This window comes from Streptomyces humidus, from assembly GCF_014649655.1.
GTDB classification, from domain to species: Bacteria; Actinomycetota; Actinomycetes; order Streptomycetales; family Streptomycetaceae; genus Streptomyces; species Streptomyces humidus.
This window is the reverse complement of record NZ_BMTL01000011.1, coordinates 165371-186283: the sequence shown is the minus strand read 5'-3', so window position 1 is coordinate 186283 and position 20913 is coordinate 165371. Positions and strand designations below refer to the sequence as shown.

The window sequence follows — 20913 nt, the reverse complement described above, 5'->3', positions numbered from 1 at the left end:
GGGGCGGCCGTGTCCAGGACAATGTCCGCACCGGCCGCCCCGTTCAGAGCGTTCCTCACTCAGCGAGTGGTCACACCCCGGACGAGACCTCAGTCTTCTCGTCCGAGTCCTGCGCTTTTCCCTCTGCCGCTGCCAGCGCCCGGTTGCGGCGCACCGAGGACCAGAAGGACCAGGCGATCAGGACGACGCCGACGAGACCGGTGATGACCTCGTTGATCTGGTACTGGATGGTGACCATCAGGATCACGGCGAGGGCGCCGATCGCGTAGTGGGCGCCGTGCTCCAGGTAGACGTAGTCGTCGAGGGTGCCCTGGCGGACCAGGTACACGGTCAGCGAACGGACATACATCGCGCCGATGCCCAGACCCAGGGCCATGAGCACGATGTCGTTGGTGATGGCGAACGCGCCGATCACGCCGTCGAAGGAGAAGGACGCGTCGAGGACCTCGAGGTAGAGGAACATGAAGAACGCGGCCTTGCCCGCGAGGGCGACGGCCGAGCGCTTCTTGCCGGTGCGCGCGGCCTCTTCCTCCTCCTCGTGCTCGCGTTCCTCGTCCTCCTCGAGTTTGTCCTCGAAGTAGCCGGAGAGACCGCCGACGACCATGTACGTGATCAGGCCGGCGATGCCGGAGACCAGCACCGTCTGCGCCTTGTCGACGTGACCGCCGCCGTGCTGGTGGGCGTGGACGGCGAAGGTGAAGGAGGTGATCAGCAGGACGATCAGGGCGATGCAGACCGACAGCATGTCGACCTTGCCGAGCTTGGCCAGCGGTCGCTCGATCCAGCGCAGCCACTGGATGTCGCGGTCCTCGAAGATGAAGTCGAGGAAGATCATCAGCAGGAACATGCCACCGAAGGCGGCGATCGACGGGTGCGCGTCGGTCACGAGTTCCTGGTAGCGGTCCTTGTTGTTGAGGGCGAGGTCGACGGCCTCGACCGGACCCATCTTGGCGCTGACGGCGACGATGACGACGGGGAAGACCAGCCGCATGCCGAAGACGGCGATGAGCACGCCGATCGTGAGGAAGATCTTCTGCCAGAAGGCATTCATCTTCTTCAGGATCCCGGCGTTGACCACCGCGTTGTCGAAGGACAGCGAGATCTCGAGGACGGTGAGGATCGCCACGATGCCGAGAGCCTCCCACCCCCCGTAGAAGACCGCTGCGACCAGGCCGAGCGCGGTGACCGCGAACGACCAGCCGAAGGTTTTCAGAAGCACTGGCTACCCAATCCCTGTATTGGGGGACTTCCCAGACGAAGTCTGAGGGAGGGTCTCCCCCGCGCCGTACTCGGCTTTACGAAAAGTTGACTATCAGTCGCAGAGTCTAAGGGTCGACCGCTGCGTGCGGTAAGGGCGGCCCCATACCAGCCGGTAGCCGGGTTGCCGAGGAGTCCGGGGCGGCTAGGAGACGTTCACCCCGAAGTCCAGGGCGATGCCCCGCAGCCCGGACGCGTACCCCTGTCCCACGGCCCTGAACTTCCATTCGCCCTGATACCGGTAGAGCTCGCCGAAGATCATGGCGGTCTCCGTGCTCGCGTCCTCGCTGAGGTCGTAGCGGGCGAGTTCCTGGCCGTCGGCCTGGTTGACGACACGGATGAACGCGTTGGCCACCTGTCCGAAGGTCTGGCCGCGCTCGTCGGCCATGTGGATGGAGACCGGGAAGACGATCTTGTCGCAGTGCGGCGGCACCTTGGGAAGGTTCACCAGCAGCGACTCGTCGTCGCCCTCGCCCTCACCGGTGAGGTTGTCGCCGGTGTGCTCGACCGAGCCGTCCGGGCTCGTGAGCTGGTTGTAGAAGACGAACCACTCGTCCCCCATGACGCGCCCGTTGGTGCACAGCAGTGCGCTGGCGTCCAGGTCGAAGGGGGCTCCGGTGGTGGAGCGCGCGTCCCAGCCTAGTCCGACCATCACCTGAGTGAGGTTCGGCGCGGCCTTGGACAGGGAGACGTTGCCTCCCTTGGCGAGCGTGACGCCCATGTTGCTGGTCCTCCCCTAGGTGGTGCGCGGTGCTGCCTCTTGGTTGTCCTGCGCGTCCGGCGCCGACCGTGAACGGTGCGGCGCCGGACGGACGTTCGGGTGACTCGCCCCCCGCGGCTCAGACGTTGACGCCGAAGTCCTGCGCGATGCCGCGCAGGCCCGACGCGTAGCCCTGGCCGATGGCGCGGAACTTCCACTCCGCGCCGTGCCGGTAGAGCTCGCCGAAGACCATGGCGGTCTCGGTCGACGCGTCCTCGCTCAGGTCGTAGCGGGCGATCTCGGCGCCGCCGGCCTGGTTCACGACGCGGATGAACGCGTTGCGCACCTGGCCGAAGGACTGCTGGCGGTTCTCCGCGTCGTAGATCGAGACCGGGAAGACGATCTTCTCGATGTCGGCCGGGACCGCGGCGAGGTTCACCTTGATCGCCTCGTCGTCGCCCTCGCCCTCACCGGTGGTGTTGTCACCGGTGTGCTCGACCGAGCCGTCGGGGCTCTTGAGGTTGTTGAAGAAGACGAAGTTGGCGTCGCTGCCGACCTTGCCCGAGTTGTTCAGGAGCAGTGCGCTGGCGTCCAGGTCGAAGTCGGTGCCGGTCGTGGTGCGCACGTCCCACCCCAGACCGACGATGACCGCGGTCAGGCCCGGGGCCTCCTTGGTCAGCGAAACGTTGCCGCCCTTGCTGAGGCTGACTCCCACGAGTCCTCCATTGGTGTCCGGGGGCGGGGAGCCCCGTCGTGCGTTGGATATCGGATCAACGAGTCGATCCTAGTGACGGGTTCCCGACCTGCGCAGGCCCCGCACCCGAAGAATCACAGGTGTCGGGATCCGGGCGCCGGGATCCGGGTGTCCGGATCCCGGCCCGGCGGGATCAGAGGGTGTCGAGCGCCTTGACGTACGCGCCGAGGTCACGGGCGTCCGGCAGCGCGTTGACGACCGTCCAGCGCACGACGCCCTCCTTGTCGATGACGAAGGTGCCGCGCACCGCGCAGCCCTTGTCCTCGGCGAAGACGCCATAGGCACGGGAGACCTCGCCGTGCGGCCAGAAGTCGCTGAGCAGCGGGTACTCCAGGCCCTCCTGCTCGGCGAAGACCCGCAGGGTGTGGATGGAGTCGTTGGAGACGGCGAGCACCTGGGTCTCGCGGTCGGCGAACTTCGGGAGGTTGTCGCGCACCTCGCACAGCTCGCCCGTGCACACGCCGGTGAAGGCGAAGGGGTAGAAGAGCAGAACGACGTTCTTGTCGCCCCGGAAGTCGGAGAGCTTCACTTCCCGGCCGTGGTTGTCCTTGAGCTCGAAGTCGGGGGCCTTGTCGCCGACCTGGATCGCCATCGCCTGGTTGTCCCTTCGTGGGCCGTCTGGGTGGGACCAGCCTACGCAGCGATCACCGGGAACGGCGGACGGGCCGGGTCGCGGGGACCCGGCCCGTCCGGACTCGATCACTTCTGGGACGTCACTCCTCGGACGTCACTTCCTGGACTTGGCCGCCTTGGGCGTCACCAGCCGGCTGCCGCTCCAGTCCTTGCCCACACTGACGCTCTTGCTGGCCGACAGACCCGCAGTCGTCGCGGCTTCGGAGATGTCGCTCGGCTCCACGTATCCCGTACGGCCGGTCTTCGGCGTCAGGAGGAGGATCGAACCGCCTTCTTCGATGTACGTGGTGGCGTCCACCAGCGCATCCGTCAGGTCTCCGTCATCGTCGCGGAACCAGAGCACTACGGCGTCGGCGACGTCGTCGTAGTCCTCGTCCACCAGATCGCTGCCGATGACTTCCTCGATGGACTCGCGGAGCTCCTGGTCGACGTCGTCGTCGTAGCCGATCTCCTGGACCACCTGCTCGGGCTGGAAACCCAGCCTGACGGCAGGGCTGGTCCGCTCCTCCGCGTGGTCCGCGGTCGCGCTCACGGGTTGCCTCCTGATCATGATTCGGATGGGGGTACCCCCGGGCCCGTCCAGGGCGTGGGGGAATCTCAGCCACGCGCGTGCGCGAAGCATTGGCCGTAGTCCACACGGGCGGGACGGATCGCGCAAGTACCCGGCGGTTCGGACCGCCGAAACGGTGACGATCCTGGCCGTGTCGACGCAACTCCAGGCAGCCGATGCGGACGAATGGTGACGCACACCACACCTATCTGCCCTGTTTGCGTATTTGAGAACCATCCAAGGGTACGAGATTCGAACGGGTGCCGGTTACCTAGGGGTAGAGATGACGTTTGCGGCCCCTAGGTACACGATGGGGGCGGTGCAGCTACTGGAGAAGCAGCTCGGTACCGGTGAGAAACCCAGCGAGAGAAAACAGCCCCACACAGCCCTCTGACAGGTAAGGACCAGCGTGGCTTCCGGATCCGATCGCAACCCGATCATCATTGGCGGCCTTCCGAGTCAGGTTCCTGACTTCGATCCCGAGGAAACCCAGGAGTGGCTCGACTCCCTCGACGCCGCGATCGACGAGCGCGGCCGGGAGCGGGCCCGCTATCTGATGCTGCGCCTGATCGAGCGGGCCCGCGAGAAGCGCGTGGCCGTGCCCGAGATGCGCAGCTCGGACTACGTCAACACCATCCCCACCAGGGCCGAGCCGTTCTTCCCGGGCAACGAGGAGATCGAGCGCAAGATCCTCAACGCGACCCGCTGGAACGCGGCCGTGATGGTGTCCAGGGCCCAGCGCCCGGGCATCGGCGTGGGCGGTCACATCGCCACCTTCGCCTCCTCCGCGTCCCTCTACGACGTCGGCTTCAACCACTTCTTCCGCGGCAAGGACGAGGGCGACGGCGGCGACCAGGTCTTCTTCCAGGGCCACGCCTCGCCGGGCATCTACGCCCGCGCCTTCCTGCTCGACCGGCTCAGCGAGGACAACCTCGACGCGTTCCGCCAGGAGAAGTCGAAGGCGCCGTACGGGCTGTCCTCGTACCCCCACCCGCGGCTGATGCCGGACTTCTGGGAGTTCCCGACGGTGTCGATGGGCCTCGGCCCGATCGGCGCGATCTACCAGGCGCGGATGAACCGCTACATGCACGCGCGCGGGATCGCCGACACGTCGAAGTCGCACGTGTGGGCGTTCCTCGGCGACGGCGAGATGGACGAGCCGGAGTCGCTCGGCCAGCTGACCATCGCCGCCCGCGAGGGCCTGGACAACCTGACCTTCGTCGTCAACTGCAACCTGCAGCGGCTCGACGGCCCCGTGCGCGGCAACGGCAAGGTGATCCAGGAACTGGAGTCGGTCTTCCGCGGCGCCGGCTGGAACGTGATCAAGCTGATCTGGGACCGGTCCTGGGACCCGCTGCTCGCGCAGGACCGCGACGGCATCCTCGTCAACCGGATGAACACCACGCCGGACGGCCAGTTCCAGACCTACGCCACCGAGTCCGGCTCCTACATCCGCGATCACTTCTTCGGCGACGACCAGCGGCTGCGCGCGATGGTCGAGGGCATGACCGACGACCAGATCCTGCACCTGGGCCGCGGCGGTCACGACCACAAGAAGATCTACGCGGCCTTCAAGGCGGCCGTGGAGCACACCGGCCAGCCGACGGTCATCCTGGCCAAGACGGTCAAGGGCTGGACGCTGGGCCCGAACTTCGAGGGCCGCAACGCCACGCACCAGATGAAGAAGCTGACGGTCGCCGACCTGAAGGGCTTCCGCGACCGGCTGCACCTGCCGATCTCGGACAAGGAGCTGGAGAGCGGCCTTCCGCCGTACTTCCACCCGGGCCGGGACTCGGAAGAGATCCAGTACATGCACGACCGCCGCAAGGGCCTCGGCGGCTATGTGCCGACCCGCGTGGTGCGCTCGAAGCCGCTCGCCCTGCCGGACGACAAGACGTACGCGACCGTGAAGAAGGGCTCGGGCCAGCAGTCGATCGCCACGACCATGGCGTTCGTGCGGCTGCTCAAGGACCTCATGCGGGACAAGGAACTCGGCAAGCGGTTCGTACTGATCGCGCCGGACGAGTACCGCACCTTCGGCATGGACTCCTTCTTCCCGAGTGCGAAGATCTACAACCCGCTCGGCCAGCAGTACGAGTCGGTCGACCGTGAGCTGCTGCTCGCGTACAAGGAGTCCCCGACCGGGCAGATGCTGCACGACGGCATCTCGGAGGCCGGCTGCACGGCGTCCCTGATCGCCGCGGGTTCGGCCTACGCCACGCACGGCGAGCCGCTGATCCCGGTCTACGTCTTCTACTCGATGTTCGGTTTCCAGCGCACCGGCGACCAGTTCTGGCAGATGGCGGACCAGCTGGCGCGCGGTTTCGTGCTCGGCGCGACCGCCGGCCGTACGACGCTGACCGGTGAGGGCCTGCAGCACGCGGACGGCCACTCGCAGCTGCTCGCCTCGACGAACCCGGGCTGCGTCGCCTACGACCCGGCGTACGGCTTCGAGATCGCGCACATCGTGCAGGACGGGCTCAGGAGGATGTACGGGAGCTCCCCCGAGCACCCGCACGGCGAGGACGTCTTCTACTACCTCACCCTCTACAACGAGCCCATCCAGCACCCGGCCGAGCCGGCGAACGTGGACGCCGAGGGCATCGTCAAGGGCATCCACCGGTTCAGCGAGGGCACGTCGGGTTCGATCCCGGCGCAGATCATCGCCTCGGGGGTGGCCGTCCCGTGGGCGGTCGAGGCGCAGCGGATCCTCGCCGAGGAGTGGAACGTCCGGGCGGACGTCTGGTCGGCGACCTCCTGGAACGAGCTGCGGCGCGAGGCCGTCGAGGTCGAGCGGCACAACCTGCTGCACCCGGAGGAGGAGCAGCGGGTGCCGTACGTGACGCGGAAGCTGACCGGGGCCGAGGGGCCGTTCGTGGCCGTCTCGGACTGGATGCGGTCGGTGCCGGACCAGATCGCCCGCTGGGTGCCGGGCACGTACCAGTCGCTGGGCGCGGACGGCTTCGGCTTCGCCGACACCCGCGGCGCGGCTCGCCGGTTCTTCCACATCGACGCCCAGTCGGTGGTCGTGGGGGTGCTGACCGAGCTGGCCAAGGAGGGCAAGGTCGACCGGTCGGTGCTGAAGCAGGCCATCGACCGGTACCAGCTGCTGGACGCGTCGGCGGCTGACCCGGGGGCCGCCGGGGGCGACGCGTAACGGTCGGCCGCGGGCGAGGGGCGGTGGGGGCTTGCGGCTCCCACCGCCCCTTACTCGTTCTTTACTATGCGGACATGCAACGAGGAGCGGCGCGGGACCGGCAGGACCGGTGGGAGCAGTGGACCCAGCGGCCGCTGCTGGCCCTCACCGTGGTGTTCGCCCTCGCCTACGCGGTGCCGATCGTGGACACCTCCGCCGGCCGTTCCCTGACGGTGGCGTGCACCTCGGTGGAGTGGGCGGTGTGGGGGACGTTCGCCGCGGACTACGTGGTCCGGCTGGCGCTGACGCCCGATCGGCGGCGGTTCATGCGGACGCACTGGCTGGACCTGTGCGCGGTGGTGCTGCCCCTGTTGCAGCCGCTGCGGCTGCTGCGGCTCGTCTCCACGCTGCTGCTGGTGGGGCGGCGGGCGCGGATGGCCTCGCAGATCCGGATGACGACCTACGTCGTGGGCGCGGTCGTGGGGCTGCTGATGTTCGGTTCGCTCGCCGTGCTGTCGGTCGAGCGGGAGTCACCGGAGGGGAACATCCGCACGCTGGGTGACGCCCTGTGGTGGTCGTTCACGACGATGACGACCGTGGGGTACGGGGACCACTCGCCGACCACCGGGCTGGGCCGGATCATCGCCGTCGGGCTGATGCTCTCCGGGATCGCGCTGCTCGGTGTGGTGACCGCGAACATCGCGGCCTGGTTCATCGAGCGGTTCGAGAAGGACGACGTCGAGGAACGCGCCCAGACGGAGGCGATCCTGGCGCTGACGGAGGAGGTACGGGCGCTGCGCCGTGAGGTCGCGGCCCTGCGGGACGGCGACCGCGAGACCTCGCCGCCGGCCGTCCGAGGGCCGTCCCGGTAGCGAGCGGCCGGGACGGCCCTCGGAGAGCCGGGAAGCGGAGACGGCCGGGAAGCCGGGCACGGCTCGGAGTCAGGCGGTGGCCGCGGAGCGGGCCGCCCGCCCCCCGGGCCGCTCGAAACGGCGCGCCGGAGCCGTCCGTCAGATCGGAGCGGCCCGTCGGAGCGGCCCGTCACAGCGGTCCGTCAGAGCAGTCCGTCACAGCAGTCCGTCAGAGCAGTCCGTTGCCCGGGCCTGTCGCGCCCGCCAGCCAGATGATCGCCAGCAGGGTGTCGATCGCGCCGAGAGCGACGGCGACCAGGGCCGGCACCGGGCGGGAGCCCGCCCAGCTACGGCCCATGGCCAGCCAGCCGCAGACGATCGCCGCGGGGCCGAGGATGATCCCCAGCGTGAAGAAGCCGGCGACCGCGCAGACGAGGCCGATGATGCCGAGCGTCGCGCGATCCGGCCCGGCCTGTGACCCCGTGCGGCCACTCGAACGGGGGTGCCTGCGGGCGCCGTTTCCGAAACCGGCCATCGTCAACTCCCTGGTTTCCGGGGCTGTCAGATGGTCGGGTACCCGCGACACGCGGACTATGCGCCGCAGTTGCCGGGCAGCCGGCGCGCTGTCCCCCTCCGGCAGCGCGCCGCGGCCCGGGCCGCCCTGCCGTCCGGAGGGCTCGGCCAACTGTGACCTGCGGCGCGTGCCGGGTGCGAGGAACCTTTAGCGTTGTCACCCTGACGGGGGAAACTCCTTGACATTCCGTCAGGTGCGACCGTCGGCGCGAGTGCCTCAGATGTGGCCCAGCCCGGCGCCCGCGTCCGCGTTCTCCCCGCGCTTGGTGAACAGCGCGACGACGACGGCGACGACCGCGACCCCGGACGCCACCAGGGACGCCAGGCTCATGCCGGAGATGAACGTGTCGTGGGCGACGTCGGCGATCTTCGCGGCGATCGCCGCGGGCGTGCCCTCGGGAACCGGGGCCGCGCCGACCTGAACCGCTTCCGACGCCTGGTCCAGCTGGGCGGGGGTGAGCTGGGGCAGACCCGCGTCCTTCCAGTTGACCGGCAGGTCGCTGTCGACCTTGGAGGCCATCACGGCGCCCAGCACGGCCGTGCCGAGGCTGCCGCCGATCTGCATGGCCGCCTGCTGGAGGCCGCCCGCGACGCCGGACAGCTCCATGGGCGCGTTGCCCACGATGACCTCCGTCGCGCCGACCATGACCGGCGCGAGACCGAGGCCCAACAGGGCGAACCAGACCGACATGACACCGCTGCCGGTGTCCGTCTCCAGCGTGGACATGCCGTACATGGCGATCGCGGTGGCCGCCATGCCGCCGGCCAGCGGGATGCGGGGGCCGAGCTTGGTGATCAGCGCGCCCGCGAGCGGGGAGCCGACGATCATCATGCCGGTGAGCGGGAGGAGGTGCAGGCCCGCGTCGATGGGGCTCATGCCGTGCACGTTCTGGAGGTAGAACGTCACGAAGAACAGACCGCCCAGGAAGGCGACGGCCATCAGGACCATGAGGACCACGCCCGCGGACAGCGGGACCGAGCGGAACAGCGCCAGCGGGATCAGCGGTTCCCGGACCTTCGTCTCCCAGTAGGCGAAGGCGGCGAAGAGCGCTGCGGAGCCGAGCACGAACGCCCAGGTCCCGCCGTCGCCCCAGCCCCAGGCCGGCGCCTTGATGAGGGCCCAGACCAGGCAGAACATCGCGCTCGAGAGCAGGGCGATGCCGAGGAGGTCGAAGGAGCGCGGAGCGTTCTCGGCACGGTGGTCGAGCAGGATCAGCACGCCCAGCACCAGGGCGAGGGCGCCGACCGGCACGTTGATGAAGAACACGGACTGCCAGTTGACGTGCTCGACGAGGACGCCGCCGAGGATCGGCCCGCCCGCGGTGGACGCGCCGATGACCATGCCCCACAGGCCGATGGCCATGTTGAGCTTCTCCGCCGGGAAGGTCGCGCGCAGCAGACCGAGCGCGGCCGGCATCAGCAGGGCGCCGAACAGGCCCTGGAAGACTCGGAAGACGACGACCAGCGCGATGCTGTCGGAGAGGCCGATCGCGCCGGAGGCGGCGGCGAAGCCGACGACGCCTATGAGGAACGTCTGGCGGTGGCCGAAGCGGTCACCGAGCTTGCCCGCGGTGATCAGGGAGACCGCGAGGGCCAGGAAGTAGGCGTTGGTGATCCACTGCACCTCGGCGAAGGTGGCGCCCAGGTCGCTGGCGATGGCGGGGTTGGCGATGGCCACGATGGTGCCGTCGAGGGCCACCATCATGACGCCGACGGCGACGGTGAGCAGGGTGAACCACGGGTGGCCGCGCAGCCCCTCGGCGGGCGGTCCCTCCGACGGGTCCGCCGGCGTCCTGCCCGCCGGCCCCGTCGAGTCGATGGTGGTCTGACTAGTCATACGCTCGAGGCTAGTGACAGCCGCTGACAATTGACAAACGAGTTCACAAGTCGGTAACTGACACTCATGCACACACTGCGCGAACGCAAGAAGCAGCGCACCCGTGACGCGCTGCTGCGAGCCGCCGTGGAGCTGTTCACGTCCCAGGGATACGACAGGACGACCGTCGACGAGATCGCCGACGCCGTCGACGTCTCCCAGCGCACCTTCTTCCGCTACTTCGCCGGCAAGGACGAGGCCGCGCTCGGCCTGGTGGAGATGACGGTGGCCCGGTTCGTCGAGGCGGTCCGCGCCCGGCCGCCGCAGGAGGCGCCGCTGGAGGCGCTGCGCCGGGCCGTCGTGGACGGCTGGTACTCGGTCAACGAGGTCGTCGAGTCCGTCGTCCCGGTGGAGCTGTACCTGCGCATGTACCGGGTGATCGAGGAGACGCCCGTGCTGCTCGCCGCGCATCTGCGGCGCTCGGCGGAGGCCGAGGAGGACCTGGCGCGGGTGATCGCCGAGCGCGAGGGGCTCGACGTGGACGCCGATCCGCGGCCGCGCCTGGCGGTGGCCGTGTTCAGCGGGGTGATGCGGGCGGCGGAGCGCCAGTGGTCCACGGGCGAGGACGTCGGCCCGGAGGGGATCCGGCTGCTCACGGCCCGGTGTCTCGACGGGCTGGGACCCGCGCTGCTGGGCGACTGGCGTGAGCCCGGCACGGGCCGCGGCGTCCGGGGTCCCGCACAGGCCTGAAGGCCAGCATGACCATTCTCACGCCGGTTGAAACGTGATCCCCATCACTCGCGTCACCCGAGACCCTCTCGTTCTCCTAGTGTGTCCTGACAGTGACTTCCTTCGACACCTCCCCCCAGCTCAACGTCTGGCGCGCGCTGGCCGCCCTGGCCGTGGTGTTCGTGATGCTGACGACCACCGGCTGGACCGCCCTGCACCAGCACCGGGGCGCCACCGCCCTGCAGGACTCGCGCACTGCGTGGGAGCACGGCCGGGTCGACGGCCGGCGGCTGCCGGACCTCGACTCCGCTCCCGCCCGGCTCGCCCGCTTCTTCGCCGCGCTGACCGCGCCGCAGCGCTCCGCGCTCGCGCACGACTACGCGCTCGCCGTGGGCAACATGAACGGCGCGCCCGTCGAGCTGCGCTATCGCGCCAACCGCGTCGCCCTGCGCCAGCAGATCCGGCTGGAACGCAGACGTCTGCACGACAGCCGGCTCACGCCGGCCGGGCAGCAGCTGGCCGGCCGGCGCATGCACCGCTACGAGGCGATGAGCACCGCGGACCGGCAGATCCTCGCCTTCGACCCGGAGGGCTCCGGCCGGGCCGCCGAGGTGTTCGGCAGGCTCGACGGCGCCGAGCGGATCTCCGTGGTCGTCCCCGGCGTCGACACCGACCTGCTCACCTTCCAGCGCACGAACCGCAGGTACTCGGCGCCCGTCGGCATGGCCCAGGCCCTCTACGCGGCCGAACACGAGGCGAGCCCCTCGACGCGCACGGCCGTGATCGCCTGGGCCGACTACACCTCGCCCGGCGGTCTGGGCATCGACTCGGCCACCGCGATGCGCGCCAGGAACGGCGCGGTCCGGCTGAACGCCCTGCTCGACGCCCTGCCGGGCCGCGCGCCGGTGTCGATGTTCTGCCACAGCTACGGCTCCGTGGTGTGCGGGGTCGCCGCGCGCTCCATGCCGGACCGGGTGACCGACATCGCGGTGGCCGGCAGCCCGGGGATGCGCGTGGACAACGCGGCCCAGCTGGGCACCGGGGCCCGGGTGTGGGCGATGCGGGACGCCGACGACTGGATCCAGGACGTGCCGCACCTGGAGGTGGGCGGTCTCGGGCACGGCGAGGACCCCATGTCCCGGGAGTTCGGCGCCCGCGTGCTGTCCGCCCGCGAGGCCAAGGGCCACGGAGGGTACTTCGAGCCGGGCACGGACAGCCTGCGCAACTTCGCCGAGATCGGCACCGGCGCGTTCCGTTCGGTGGAGTGCGCCCACGATGATGACGCCTGCACGGTGGGTTTGTCCGACACGACAGAGGCTGGACGCGCGTAGAGACGCAGGAACTGCGGGTGCGCGCGGGGAGGGGACGAAGAATGGGTGTCCCGCATACGATGAGCCGCATGGGTGACGTACTGGCCGGATTTCATGCCGCCTGGGAGTTCGAGTCCGACTCCGTCCTCATCCGTTACCAGCGCGGGCTTCGCACGCCCAAGCTGCTCTCGGCGCTCGGGCAGCGCCGGATCCCGCTGTCGGCCATCGCCGGCGTGACGCTGGCGCCCGGCAGGCGGGGGACGGTCGTCCTGCGCGCGGAGCCCCGGCCGGGAGCCGATCCGCTGATGGAGGCGGCCGCCGGCCAGCTCAAGGAGGGCAGCGACCCCTACCGGCTGGTGCTGCCCGCCGAGCGCGAGACGCTCGCCGAGTACTACGCCGACGAGCTGCGGTCGCGGCTGACCGGGTCCGGACCGGCCGAACGGTTCCTGGTGGACGCCCCCGAGGCGCCGCTGTCGTTCAAGGCGTACGACGGCAAGGCCTCGTTCGACGGGCGGACCGTGCGCTTCCGGTGGTTCTGGACGGGGGCGTCGTCCGCGAAGTGGAAGGCCGGCGACCAGAGCTTCGCCGTCTCCGAGCTCAGCGGGATCGAGTGGCGCTCGCCGGAGGTGTTCGAGGGACACCTGCGGCTGATCGACGGGCAGGACACGACGGTCCAGCCCGACCAGGACCCGGCGACCGTGGTCTTCGGGCTCGGCTACGGGCCCGTGCACGAGTCGCTGCCGTTCGCGGCGGCGGTGCTGGCGGCCGTCCGCGGGCGCGGGGCCTCGACGGCCGTCCCGGCCGCGGCCGTGCCGCGCCGGGACCCGGCCGACATCGCCGACCGGATCCGGCACCTCGGGGAGCTGCATCAGGCCGGACTGGTGACCGACGAGGAGTTCACCGTCAAGAAGGCCGAGCTGCTGGCCGAGCTCTAGTGCCGTGACAGGGTGCTGGGCGGCCTGCGCCCGGCCGTCGCGGCGGCTGTCGCCCCGGGTGAGGGCGGGCGGGTCACTCGCGTCCGGCGGAGGTGAACCTCATGTCCGCGTACCGGTCGCCGGCCACCTTCGCCGAGATCGGCTCCAGCAGGGCCAGCTCCTCGTCGCTCAGCACGATCGCGGTCGCCGCCGTGTTCTCCTCCACCCGGCCCGGCTTGCGGGTGCCCGGGATCGGGATCACCGGCAGGCCGTGCACCGCGCTCCGCTGCTGGACCCAGGCCAGGGCGATCTGCCCGAGCGAGGCGCCGTGGGCCTCGGCCACCGTGCGGACGGGCTCCAGCAGGGCCGCGTTGGCGGCCGCGTTCTCGCCGTTGTAGCGGGGCTGCTGACGGCGGAAGTCGTCGGCGGTGAGGTCCGTCGCGGCGTCGGCGAAGGAGCCGGTGAGGAAGCCCCGGCCGAGCGGAGAGTAGGGGACCAGGCTCACGCCGAGCTCGCGGGCCGCCGGCACCACCTGCGCCTCGATGTCCCGGCTGAACAGCGACCACTCCGACTGCACGGCGGCGATGGGGTGGACCCCCTGCGCCGCGCGCAGCTCGGCGGCCGTCACCTCGCTCAGGCCCAGCTGCCTGACCTTGCCCTCGCGCACCAGCTCGGCCATCACGCCGACGGTGTCCTCGATCGGCACGTTCACATCACGCCGGTGCATGTAGTAGAGGTCGATGACATCGACGTCCAGCCGCTTCAGGCTCGCCTCGACGGACTCACGGACGTACGGCGCGTCGTTGCGGATGATCCGCCGCGTCGGGTCGTCCGGCGGGACCGCCAGGGCGAACTTGGTGGCGATCACGACCTCGTCCCGGTGTGCCTTGAAGAACGGGGAGAGGAACGTCTCGTTCTCGCCCGCGCCGTACGCGTCGGCCGTGTCGTAGAGCGTGACGCCCAGCTCCAGAGCCCGTTCCAGAGCGGCGCGGGACTCGTCGGCGTCGGTGGGACCGTACGCGAAGCTCATGCCCATGCAGCCGAGGCCCTGGACGCCGACCTCGGGTCCGTTCTCGCCGAGTCGTGCCGTCGGGATCGTGCTGTAGGTCATCGGGCGGTCCTTTCCGCTTCGTGGTGCAGGGGTTCGTGGTGCTGGGGTTCGGGCCGGCGGCCTTCGTGGGCCTGGGCGCGGGTGGCGTCCCCGTAGAACGTGATCTTCCGGTCCAGCACGGCGAGGGTGTCCTGGAGTTCGGCGATCCGGGCCCGCACGTCGCGGCGGGTGTTCTCCAGCAGTTCGTACCGCTCGCCGAACGTGTGGTCGCCCGCGCGGACCAGCTCGGCGTACCGCACCATGTCGGCGACCGGCATGCCGGTCAGCCGCAGCTTCCCGACGAGGTCGAGCCAGTCCAGGTCACGGTTGCTGTAACGGCGCTGGCCGGTGTGCGAGCGGTCGATGTGGGACATCAGCCCGATGCGTTCGTACCAGCGCAGGGTGTGGGCCGTCAGGCCGGTGAAGGCGACCACCTCGCTGATCGTGTAGCTGTCCTGCCCGTCGGGGCGAGGGTGCCGCGGCGGGGGCGCGGAGCAGACGTCTGCGGGGGTGGGGTTCTGCTCGATGGTCACGGGCGTGGTCTGCAACACCGTCATGACCATTACGCTATGGCGTTCGAGTGCGCTCCAAGCAAGCGGATGCGGTAAGAAAACCGGGGGACGCGGCTCGATCACGCCGGTTAACGTGCGGGGCATGAGTGTCGTGCGCCGTGCCCTGCCCGAGGACGCCGCGGAAGTGCTGCGGCTGCGCCAGGTGATGATCGATTCGCTGGTCCGCGCCGACGGATCCGGGGGCGGGCCGGGAGGCGGGTCCGGGGGCGGGTCCGTCGACTGGCACGCCGAGTCGCTGCCCACGCTGCACCGGCGGCTGTCCGAGCCCGACGGCGACTTCGCCGCCTTCGTCGTCGAGCGCCCCGAGCGGCCGGGGTCGCTGGCGGCGCTGGTCGCCGGGACGGTCGAGTACCGGATCGGGCGGGCCGGCAACCCGCACGGGACCGTCGGTCACGTCTTCTCCGTCGCCACCGACCCCGACGCGCGCCGCCGGGGTTACGCGCGCGCCTGCATGGACGCGCTGCTCGCGTGGTTCCGGGCGCGGGGGGCGGTGCAGGTGCACCTCACCGCGTCCGCGGACGCGGCGCCGCTCTACGCCTCCCTCGGCTTCCGGCCCAAGCCGGACCCCTTGATGGAGCTGCTGCTGTGAGGCGCGCGGAACGGACGGCATAGGCTCGTCGGCATGTCGCTGAAGAGTCTCGCGCTGATCGAGAACTGGCCGGTTCCCTCCGCCGCCGCGGGCGTCGTGCGGGCCGACGGCACGGTGCTGGGCGCCCACGGTCCCGTCGGCCGGCGCTTCCCGCTGGCCTCGGTCACCAAGCCGCTCACCGCGTACGCCGCCCTCGTCGCCTACGAGGAGGGGGCGGTGGAGCTGGACGAGCCCGCCGGGCCGCCCGGGTCCACGGTCCGTCATCTCCTCGCGCACACGTCGGGGCTGGCCTTCGACGAGCACCGCACGACCGCGGCGCCGGGCGAGCGCCGGCTGTACTCCAACGCCGGGTTCGAGCAGCTCGGCGACCACATCGCGAAGGCGACGGACATCCCGTTCGCGGAGTACCTGCGGCAGGCGGTGCTGGAGCCGCTGGGGATGACGGCGACGTCCCTCGACGGCTCCCCCGCCAAGGACGGCGTCTCGACGGTCGAGGACCTGCTGCGGTTCGCGGCCGAGGTCCAGGCGCCCCGGCTGCTGGACCCGCGGACGGTGGCGGCCGCCATGTCCGTGCAGTACCCCGGGACGAAGGGCGTCCTGCCCGGCTACGGGCACCAGAACCCCAACGACTGGGGGCTGGGCTTCGAGATCCGCGACGCCAAGTCGCCGCACTGGACGGGGAGTTCGTCGTCGCCGCGCACGTTCGGCCACTTCGGCCAGTCCGGCACGTTCCTGTGGGTCGACCCCGACGCGGGTACGGCCGCGGTCGCGCTGACGGACCGGGCGTTCGGGCCCTGGGCGGCCGAGGCCTGGCCCGCTTTCACGGACGCGGTGCTGGCGGAGATCCGCCGGCCGTGAACCGCCGGCCTTCTAGTAGTGCCTGGTCAGGTCCGTATGGGGGTGGGTATGTCGTGATGGCAAGTGGGGCAGGCGCCGGTCCAGAGGGCGAGGAGTGTCTGCAGTTCGCGGACGACTTGGTAGAGGCTCAGGCCGGCGCCGCGTCTTTAGCCCTACTAGTGTCCTGCACTTAAGTTCGATGAATATTTGCAGGCTGTCCGTGTGGCGCGTAGAGGACGGCCGGTGGCCGAGGTGACGTTGACCGACGACGAGCGCGAGACGCTGGTGCGTTGGTCACGGCGGGCGACGTCCGCGCAAGCGCTGGCCCAGCGGTGCCGGATCGTGCTGGGCTGCGCGGAGGGAAAGCCGAACCAGCAGGTGGCCGCCGAACTCGGCATCTGGCCGCAGACGGTGGGCAAGTGGCGTCGCCGTTTCCCGGAGTCCCGCCTGGACGGGCTGGGCGAGGAACCGCGCCCCGGCGCTCCCCGGAAGATCTCCGACGAGCAGGTGGAAGCGGTCGTCGTCGCCACCTTGGAACGCACCCCGAAGGACGCCACGCACTGGTCACGCGCATCGATGGCGGCCGAGAGCGGACTCATCTGGGGCCGTGGTGGGGAGAGGCGGACTGCGAGGCGTGGGAGGCGGCCGGCGTCACCAGCTGGAACTGGTCCCGTTTTCTGGGACCTTCACTGACATTGTGCGGCATGCCATAGACGCCACCGCGTTCCACGACAGTGACGGCCGCCGGCCGGCCGAGGCCGCGGGGCCGCCGGACGATCGTCGTTCTGCTGCCGTGCGTGTCCACGGGACTGGTCACCGGCAGCATGTACGAGAAGATCCGGCACGAGCGCGACACCATCCAGCAGCGCATCACCGAGCTGACCGCGGCGCGTGACAAGCTCGACGGCGTCATCGAGCACGTCCTGCGCGTCGGGATCCACGAAGACCCGGCACCACAAACCGCCGGGTGACGATCACGCCGCTCGCCGCGCCCGACGAACGGGGTGTTCAGGCCTGGATTCGTCCGTCGGCGATGATGGCGACGAGGGTGTCTACGAGCTCGTCGGCGGAGGTGCGCCACGTCCCAGTGTCGAAGTGGCCGCTCAGTTCCGCGGCGATGATGCCGCTGACACCGGTGAAAAGCAGAGCCCCGTATCGGTGGAGGTCGCGTTCGCCGACGAGTTCGGAAACGATCGCCAGAAATTCCTCCTGCGTGCGGCAGGAGGCGCGGATCATCCTCCCGGGCTCTTCGCCGGCCGGGGGCCCGAACATCTGCCGGTAGCGATGAGGGTGGTGGCGGCCAATCATGACGAGCGCGGCGAGGGCACCTCGGAGCCTCTCGGCCGGGGTGCCGCGCTGGGCTGCGATCTCGTCACTGAGACGCTCCCAGCTCTCTGCGGCGACGGCCGCGAGCAGGCTCTCCTTGTCGGCGAAGTGGCCGTAGGGAGCGCCGCGGCTCACACCTGCCCGTGCGCCCACGTCCCGCAGGGTCACCGCCTCGGGGCCGCCCTCGTCGAGCAGCGCGGCGGCCGAGTCGAGGAGGGCGCGGCGGGTGGAGGCGGCGGACTCAGCGCGACTGACCATGCCCACATATTACAGATGACAGCGTCATGTCATTAAGTTGACACTGTCACATGAAGGTCCTAGCCTCACTCATGTGACATCGTCACACGAATGTGGGCGCAGGGCTGCACGGCGCCTTCTGACCTCCGGCTTCCCACCGGGCTGCCGAGCATTTCTTCGCACGACAGGGAGTAAGCCGCCATGGATCTGCAACTCGCCGACAAGCGCGTGCTCGTGACCGGCGCCAGCAAAGGCATCGGCCTCGCGATCGTACGAGCCTTCCTTGCCGAGGGGGCATCGGTCACCGCCGTGTCCCGGCGCAGCACGCCCGAACTCGAGGAGACAGGGGCGACCTTCGTAGCGGCCGACCTGTCCGAGGCCGACGTACCCAGCCGCGTGATCGAGACGGTCCTCGCGGCTGATCCGCGTCTGGACATCCTGGTCAACAACGTCGGAGGGGGTGACCTGCCCGAGGGATCACTCGGCGACACCCTCGACGGCGGGGACAGCGTCTGGCAGTACGCCCTCAACCTGAATTTCAGCACGCCCGTGCGGGTCACCCGGGCCGCGCTCCCCGCGCTGGCCGAGGCCCGGGGCACGATCGTCACCATCAGCTCCGACAGCGCCCGGCGCGTCGGCGCTCCCGGCAGCGACCCGATGCCGTACGCGGTGGCCAAGGCGGCGCTGACCAAGTTCTCCCGAGAGTTGGCCGAGCGGGTGGCACCGCAGGGAATACGGGTCAACACCGTCTCTCCCGGCGTGACGAGGACCAACTCGATCGCGGGCAAGGACGGATACATGTCCCAGGTGGCACGGGCGATCGGCGTCGACCACGCCGACCTGCTGCAGAACCTTCCGACGGACCGCGGCCTGCTCACCAACAGCCTGGTCGAGCCGGACGAAGTCGCCCGCGCGGTGCTGCTGCTGGCCTCTCCGACCATGCCCAGCACGACCGGGGGGAACTGGGCAATCGACGCCGGCTCCGTCAAGGTCGTGTAAGGCCCGTTACGGCACGGTCGGAGCCAACGTACTCGCTCACAGGCGGAAACCCATGTCCCAAGCCATCATCATGAGCGGCGCAAAGCGAGGGCTCGGCCGTGCGGCGGTCGAGCGCATCCTCACCGGCAGCCCTCAAACTCACCTCATGCTCCTGACCCGTGACACCGCGGGAGCGGAACTCGCCACCGACCTCAGCCGGACGAGGCACTCCGTGACGTCGATCCCGACGGATCTGCTGTCGCTGGGCAGCACGGTCGGCCGCCATGGTGCCAGATGTGAAGACAACTTCAGCATGTCATCGGTTCTCACATAGAGTGCGGTCGCGAGAGTGTCCAACTCTGTCTTCACACTGATGTCGGACGCCCTTGCCTCGTGCGTGCGGCCAGTCCGTCCGAAGAGATCAGTTGTTGACAGGTCACGGGGCGTCGAGAACTCCATGATCTTGGGGGCCGTGCCTGTTCCGCTCTCTGCGGCGGATCAACCTGGCAGACCGTCATGAACCGGATGCCCGGCGACTACGCCGAAGCCCTGGGTAGAGGCCCACGATGTCGCGGACCTTGTCGATGAACTGGGTGTCATTGGACAGCTTGAAGGTGTCCACCTGGTGTGGCTGAGGCCGAAGGTGCGCCAGATCCGCCCCACGGTGGACCCAGATCAGTCCGCTCTCGGCCGCCATCGATGCGCGTGACCAGTGCGTGGCGTCCTTCGGGGTGCGTTCCAAGGTGGCGACGACGACCGCTTCCACCTGCTCGTCGGAGATCTTCCGGGGAGCGCCGGGGCGCGGTTCCTCGCCCAGCCCGTCCAGGCGGGACTCCAGGAAACAGCCTACGCGGCTGCCGTCGCGTTCAGGCACTGTCCCGGCGGACCCGGACCGACTGGGCCGGCCAGGTCAAGCAGTTGCTGAGCGTGGACTACCCCGACGCCGAGACCGTGGTGCTGGTGATGGACAACCTCAACACCCATAGCGTCGCCTCGTTGTACGAGGCGTTCGCACCAGAAGAGGCATTCGCCCTGGCCCAGCGCCTCGAGATCCACCACACGCCCAAGCACGGGTCATGGCTCAACATCGCCGAGATCGAACTCTCCGTACTGACCCGGCAATGCCTCGACCGCCGGATCAGCGACCTCGACATCCTCAACACCGAACTCTCGGCCTGGCAGAACGCCGCCAACACCGACCAGCGTCAGGTGAACTGGCAGTTCACCACCCACGACGCACGCATCAAACTGCGCCACCTCTATCGAAAAAATTAGCCGCGACAGTCTACTAGCCGGCCCGATCCGGGCCGGTCAGCTCCCACAGCAGGACCTCCGCCGCCGCCGTCGTCCCCTCCGCCTCCAGGTCCTTCGCGTCCGTGACGCGTGCCGCGTCGCCCGGCCCCAGCACCTCGCCGTCCAGGCGGACTTCGCCGCGCACGACGTGGACGTAGACGAGGGGGGCGTCCGGCACCGCCGTGCGCTCCCCCGCGTCCAGCCGCCGGACGTGCAGCATCGCGCCCGCCTGCGGGACGGCGTACGGGGTGGAGTCGGCGATGCCGCGGACGATCTCGTAGGACGGTTCGCCGCCGGGGGCCGACGGGGCCAGCCACATCTGGACGAAGGTCAGGGGCGTGCCGGCGTCGTTGCGTTCCACGTGCCGGACGCCGCCGGCCGAGCTGAGCCGCTGCACGTCGCCGGGGCGCACCCGGGTCTCGTGACCGGCCGAGTCGCGGTGGGTCAGCTCGCCCTCGACGACCCAGGTCACGATCTCCGTGTGGCTGTGGGGGTGCTCGTCGAACCCGGCGCCCGGGGCGAGGCGCTCCTCGTTGCAGGCGAGCAGCGGCCCGAAGCGGAGGTTGCCGGGGTCGTAGTGGGGGCCGAAGGAGAACGCGTGCCACGACTCGATGCCCGCGGCCGGGTCTCCGCCTCGGTAGCGCTCGCCGGCGCGCCGTACGTCCGTCACGGGACCCACCGTAGACCCGTCCCTGCCGTGCGCGGGGGCCACGACGCGGCGGGGCCCGGCACCGGCGGGACCGGAACGACCCACCGGCACGAGCACGT

Annotated in this window: 21 protein-coding genes and 3 pseudogenes; 11 read left to right on the top strand and 13 right to left on the bottom strand. The window is 70.0% G+C overall.

Features of this window, described 5'->3' with window-relative positions; translation table 11 throughout:
- Window positions 1-70: 70 nt before the first annotated feature.
- The 5 genes from IE239_RS15425 to IE239_RS15405 all read right to left on the bottom strand — a co-directional run bounded on the left by IE239_RS15425 (window position 71) and on the right by IE239_RS15405 (window position 3876).
- The gene (locus IE239_RS15425) at window positions 71-1219 is read right to left on the bottom strand and encodes a DUF475 domain-containing protein (protein WP_190149872.1); all 1149 of its coding nucleotides are present in this window, start codon (window positions 1217-1219) and stop codon (window positions 71-73) included.
- Between the two features lie 183 nt (window positions 1220-1402).
- Window positions 1403-1978, bottom strand: coding sequence for a TerD family protein (locus IE239_RS15420; RefSeq protein ID WP_109001405.1), 576 nt, complete (start codon window positions 1976-1978; stop codon window positions 1403-1405).
- Between the two features lie 118 nt (window positions 1979-2096).
- On the bottom strand, window positions 2097-2672 hold the full coding sequence (locus IE239_RS15415) for a calcium homeostasis/redox stress adaptation protein (RefSeq protein WP_190149871.1): 576 nt from the start codon (window positions 2670-2672) through the stop codon (window positions 2097-2099).
- Between the two features lie 172 nt (window positions 2673-2844).
- Window positions 2845-3303, bottom strand: coding sequence for a peroxiredoxin (locus IE239_RS15410; RefSeq protein ID WP_190149870.1), 459 nt, complete (start codon window positions 3301-3303; stop codon window positions 2845-2847).
- 135 nt (window positions 3304-3438) lie between these two features.
- A complete protein-coding gene (locus IE239_RS15405) occupies window positions 3439-3876 on the bottom strand; it encodes a DUF3052 domain-containing protein (protein ID WP_167467544.1) in 438 nt (145 codons plus the stop codon).
- A gap of 427 nt (window positions 3877-4303) precedes the next feature.
- Between IE239_RS15405 and aceE the strand changes: the two genes are divergently transcribed.
- Both aceE and IE239_RS15395 read left to right on the top strand, forming a co-directional pair.
- Window positions 4304-7051 carry a pyruvate dehydrogenase (acetyl-transferring), homodimeric type gene (gene aceE, locus IE239_RS15400; RefSeq protein ID WP_190149869.1) on the top strand — a complete coding sequence of 916 codons (2748 nt, stop codon included), beginning with the start codon at window positions 4304-4306 and terminating at the stop codon, window positions 7049-7051.
- A gap of 74 nt (window positions 7052-7125) precedes the next feature.
- Window positions 7126-7902 carry a potassium channel family protein gene (locus IE239_RS15395; protein ID WP_190149868.1) on the top strand — a complete coding sequence of 259 codons (777 nt, stop codon included), beginning with the start codon at window positions 7126-7128 and terminating at the stop codon, window positions 7900-7902.
- 208 nt (window positions 7903-8110) lie between these two features.
- Here IE239_RS15395 and IE239_RS15390 read toward each other — a convergent pair whose 3' ends face one another.
- Both IE239_RS15390 and IE239_RS15385 read right to left on the bottom strand, forming a co-directional pair.
- Window positions 8111-8416 (bottom strand): small hydrophobic protein, encoded by a 306-nt coding sequence (locus tag IE239_RS15390; protein WP_190149867.1) that lies wholly within the window; start codon window positions 8414-8416, stop codon window positions 8111-8113.
- A gap of 255 nt (window positions 8417-8671) precedes the next feature.
- Window positions 8672-10291 carry an MFS transporter gene (locus IE239_RS15385; RefSeq protein ID WP_190149866.1) on the bottom strand — a complete coding sequence of 540 codons (1620 nt, stop codon included), beginning with the start codon at window positions 10289-10291 and terminating at the stop codon, window positions 8672-8674.
- A 66-nt stretch (window positions 10292-10357) separates the two neighbouring features.
- On the opposite strand from IE239_RS15385, the gene IE239_RS15380 reads away from it, so the two are divergent.
- The 3 genes from IE239_RS15380 to IE239_RS15370 all read left to right on the top strand — a co-directional run bounded on the left by IE239_RS15380 (window position 10358) and on the right by IE239_RS15370 (window position 13244).
- A complete protein-coding gene (locus IE239_RS15380) occupies window positions 10358-11020 on the top strand; it encodes a TetR family transcriptional regulator (protein ID WP_190149865.1) in 663 nt (220 codons plus the stop codon).
- A 92-nt stretch (window positions 11021-11112) separates the two neighbouring features.
- Window positions 11113-12330, top strand: coding sequence for an alpha/beta hydrolase (locus IE239_RS15375; protein WP_190149864.1), 1218 nt, complete (start codon window positions 11113-11115; stop codon window positions 12328-12330).
- 68 nt (window positions 12331-12398) lie between these two features.
- On the top strand, window positions 12399-13244 hold the full coding sequence (locus IE239_RS15370; RefSeq protein WP_190149863.1) for a DUF4429 domain-containing protein: 846 nt from the start codon (window positions 12399-12401) through the stop codon (window positions 13242-13244).
- Between the two features lie 73 nt (window positions 13245-13317).
- Here the strand turns inward: IE239_RS15370 and IE239_RS15365 are convergent, their stop codons facing one another.
- Complete coding sequence (locus tag IE239_RS15365; protein ID WP_190149862.1) at window positions 13318-14334, bottom strand: aldo/keto reductase; 1017 nt, start codon at window positions 14332-14334, stop codon at window positions 13318-13320.
- Entirely contained in the window at window positions 14331-14870 is a 540-nt protein-coding gene (locus IE239_RS15360) for a MerR family transcriptional regulator (protein WP_190149861.1), read from the bottom strand. Before IE239_RS15360 ends, IE239_RS15365 begins: the two co-directional genes overlap by 4 nt.
- Window positions 14871-14967: 97 nt before the next feature.
- Between IE239_RS15360 and IE239_RS15355 the strand changes: the two genes are divergently transcribed.
- The 4 genes from IE239_RS15355 (at window position 14968) to IE239_RS15340 (ending at window position 17282) form a co-directional block, all read left to right on the top strand.
- A complete protein-coding gene (locus IE239_RS15355; RefSeq protein ID WP_190149860.1) occupies window positions 14968-15474 on the top strand; it encodes a GNAT family N-acetyltransferase in 507 nt (168 codons plus the stop codon).
- Between the two features lie 33 nt (window positions 15475-15507).
- Entirely contained in the window at window positions 15508-16332 is an 825-nt protein-coding gene (locus IE239_RS15350) for a serine hydrolase domain-containing protein (RefSeq protein WP_190149859.1), read from the top strand.
- Window positions 16333-16554: 222 nt separating this feature from the next.
- The gene (locus IE239_RS15345; protein ID WP_229878102.1) at window positions 16555-17004 is read left to right on the top strand and encodes a helix-turn-helix domain-containing protein; all 450 of its coding nucleotides are present in this window, start codon (window positions 16555-16557) and stop codon (window positions 17002-17004) included.
- Window positions 17005-17108: 104 nt separating this feature from the next.
- On the top strand, window positions 17109-17282 hold the full coding sequence (locus tag IE239_RS15340) for a hypothetical protein (protein WP_190149949.1): 174 nt from the start codon (window positions 17109-17111) through the stop codon (window positions 17280-17282).
- A gap of 37 nt (window positions 17283-17319) precedes the next feature.
- Here IE239_RS15340 and IE239_RS15335 read toward each other — a convergent pair whose 3' ends face one another.
- Window positions 17320-17895 (bottom strand): TetR/AcrR family transcriptional regulator, encoded by a 576-nt coding sequence (locus tag IE239_RS15335; RefSeq protein ID WP_190149858.1) that lies wholly within the window; start codon window positions 17893-17895, stop codon window positions 17320-17322.
- A 180-nt stretch (window positions 17896-18075) separates the two neighbouring features.
- Here IE239_RS15335 and IE239_RS15330 point away from each other — a divergent pair, with 180 nt between their 5' ends.
- The gene (locus IE239_RS15330) at window positions 18076-18873 is read left to right on the top strand and encodes an SDR family NAD(P)-dependent oxidoreductase (RefSeq protein ID WP_190149857.1); all 798 of its coding nucleotides are present in this window, start codon (window positions 18076-18078) and stop codon (window positions 18871-18873) included.
- Between the two features lie 249 nt (window positions 18874-19122).
- Here the strand turns inward: IE239_RS15330 and IE239_RS42070 are convergent.
- Window positions 19123-19221, bottom strand: a pseudogene (locus IE239_RS42070) (IS982 family transposase); the annotation flags it as partial.
- 184 nt (window positions 19222-19405) lie between these two features.
- A pseudogene (locus tag IE239_RS15320) lies at window positions 19406-19693 on the bottom strand (helix-turn-helix domain-containing protein); the annotation flags it as partial.
- An 8-nt stretch (window positions 19694-19701) separates the two neighbouring features.
- On the opposite strand from IE239_RS15320, the pseudogene IE239_RS15315 reads away from it, so the two are divergent.
- Window positions 19702-20127: pseudogene (locus IE239_RS15315) on the top strand (transposase); the annotation flags it as partial.
- Window positions 20128-20140: 13 nt separating this feature from the next.
- Here the strand turns inward: IE239_RS15315 and IE239_RS15310 are convergent.
- Window positions 20141-20815: a pirin family protein gene (locus IE239_RS15310; RefSeq protein WP_190149855.1), complete on the bottom strand. Its 675-nt coding sequence runs from the start codon at window positions 20813-20815 to the stop codon at window positions 20141-20143.
- Window positions 20816-20913: the final 98 nt, after the last annotated feature.

Bases quoted from the DNA above. Each gene is read 5' to 3' on its own strand.
- IE239_RS15420 (WP_109001405.1), bottom strand. From the start codon at position 1,978: ATGGGCGTCACGCTCGCCAAGGGAGGCAACGTCTCCCTGTCCAAGGCC.
- IE239_RS15410 (WP_190149870.1), bottom strand. From the start codon at position 3,303: ATGGCGATCCAGGTCGGCGACAAGGCCCCCGACTTCGAGCTCAAGGAC.
- IE239_RS15395 (WP_190149868.1), top strand. From the start codon at position 7,126: ATGCAACGAGGAGCGGCGCGGGACCGGCAGGACCGGTGGGAGCAGTGG.
- IE239_RS15390 (WP_190149867.1), bottom strand. From the start codon at position 8,416: ATGGCCGGTTTCGGAAACGGCGCCCGCAGGCACCCCCGTTCGAGTGGC.
- IE239_RS15385 (WP_190149866.1), bottom strand. From the start codon at position 10,291: ATGACTAGTCAGACCACCATCGACTCGACGGGGCCGGCGGGCAGGACG.
- IE239_RS15380 (WP_190149865.1), top strand. From the start codon at position 10,358: ATGCACACACTGCGCGAACGCAAGAAGCAGCGCACCCGTGACGCGCTG.
- IE239_RS15370 (WP_190149863.1), top strand. From the start codon at position 12,399: ATGGGTGACGTACTGGCCGGATTTCATGCCGCCTGGGAGTTCGAGTCC.
- IE239_RS15365 (WP_190149862.1), bottom strand. From the start codon at position 14,334: ATGACCTACAGCACGATCCCGACGGCACGACTCGGCGAGAACGGACCC.
- IE239_RS15360 (WP_190149861.1), bottom strand. From the start codon at position 14,870: ATGACGGTGTTGCAGACCACGCCCGTGACCATCGAGCAGAACCCCACC.
- IE239_RS15355 (WP_190149860.1), top strand. From the start codon at position 14,968: ATGAGTGTCGTGCGCCGTGCCCTGCCCGAGGACGCCGCGGAAGTGCTG.
- IE239_RS15350 (WP_190149859.1), top strand. From the start codon at position 15,508: ATGTCGCTGAAGAGTCTCGCGCTGATCGAGAACTGGCCGGTTCCCTCC.
- IE239_RS15335 (WP_190149858.1), bottom strand. From the start codon at position 17,895: ATGGTCAGTCGCGCTGAGTCCGCCGCCTCCACCCGCCGCGCCCTCCTC.
- IE239_RS15330 (WP_190149857.1), top strand. From the start codon at position 18,076: ATGGATCTGCAACTCGCCGACAAGCGCGTGCTCGTGACCGGCGCCAGC.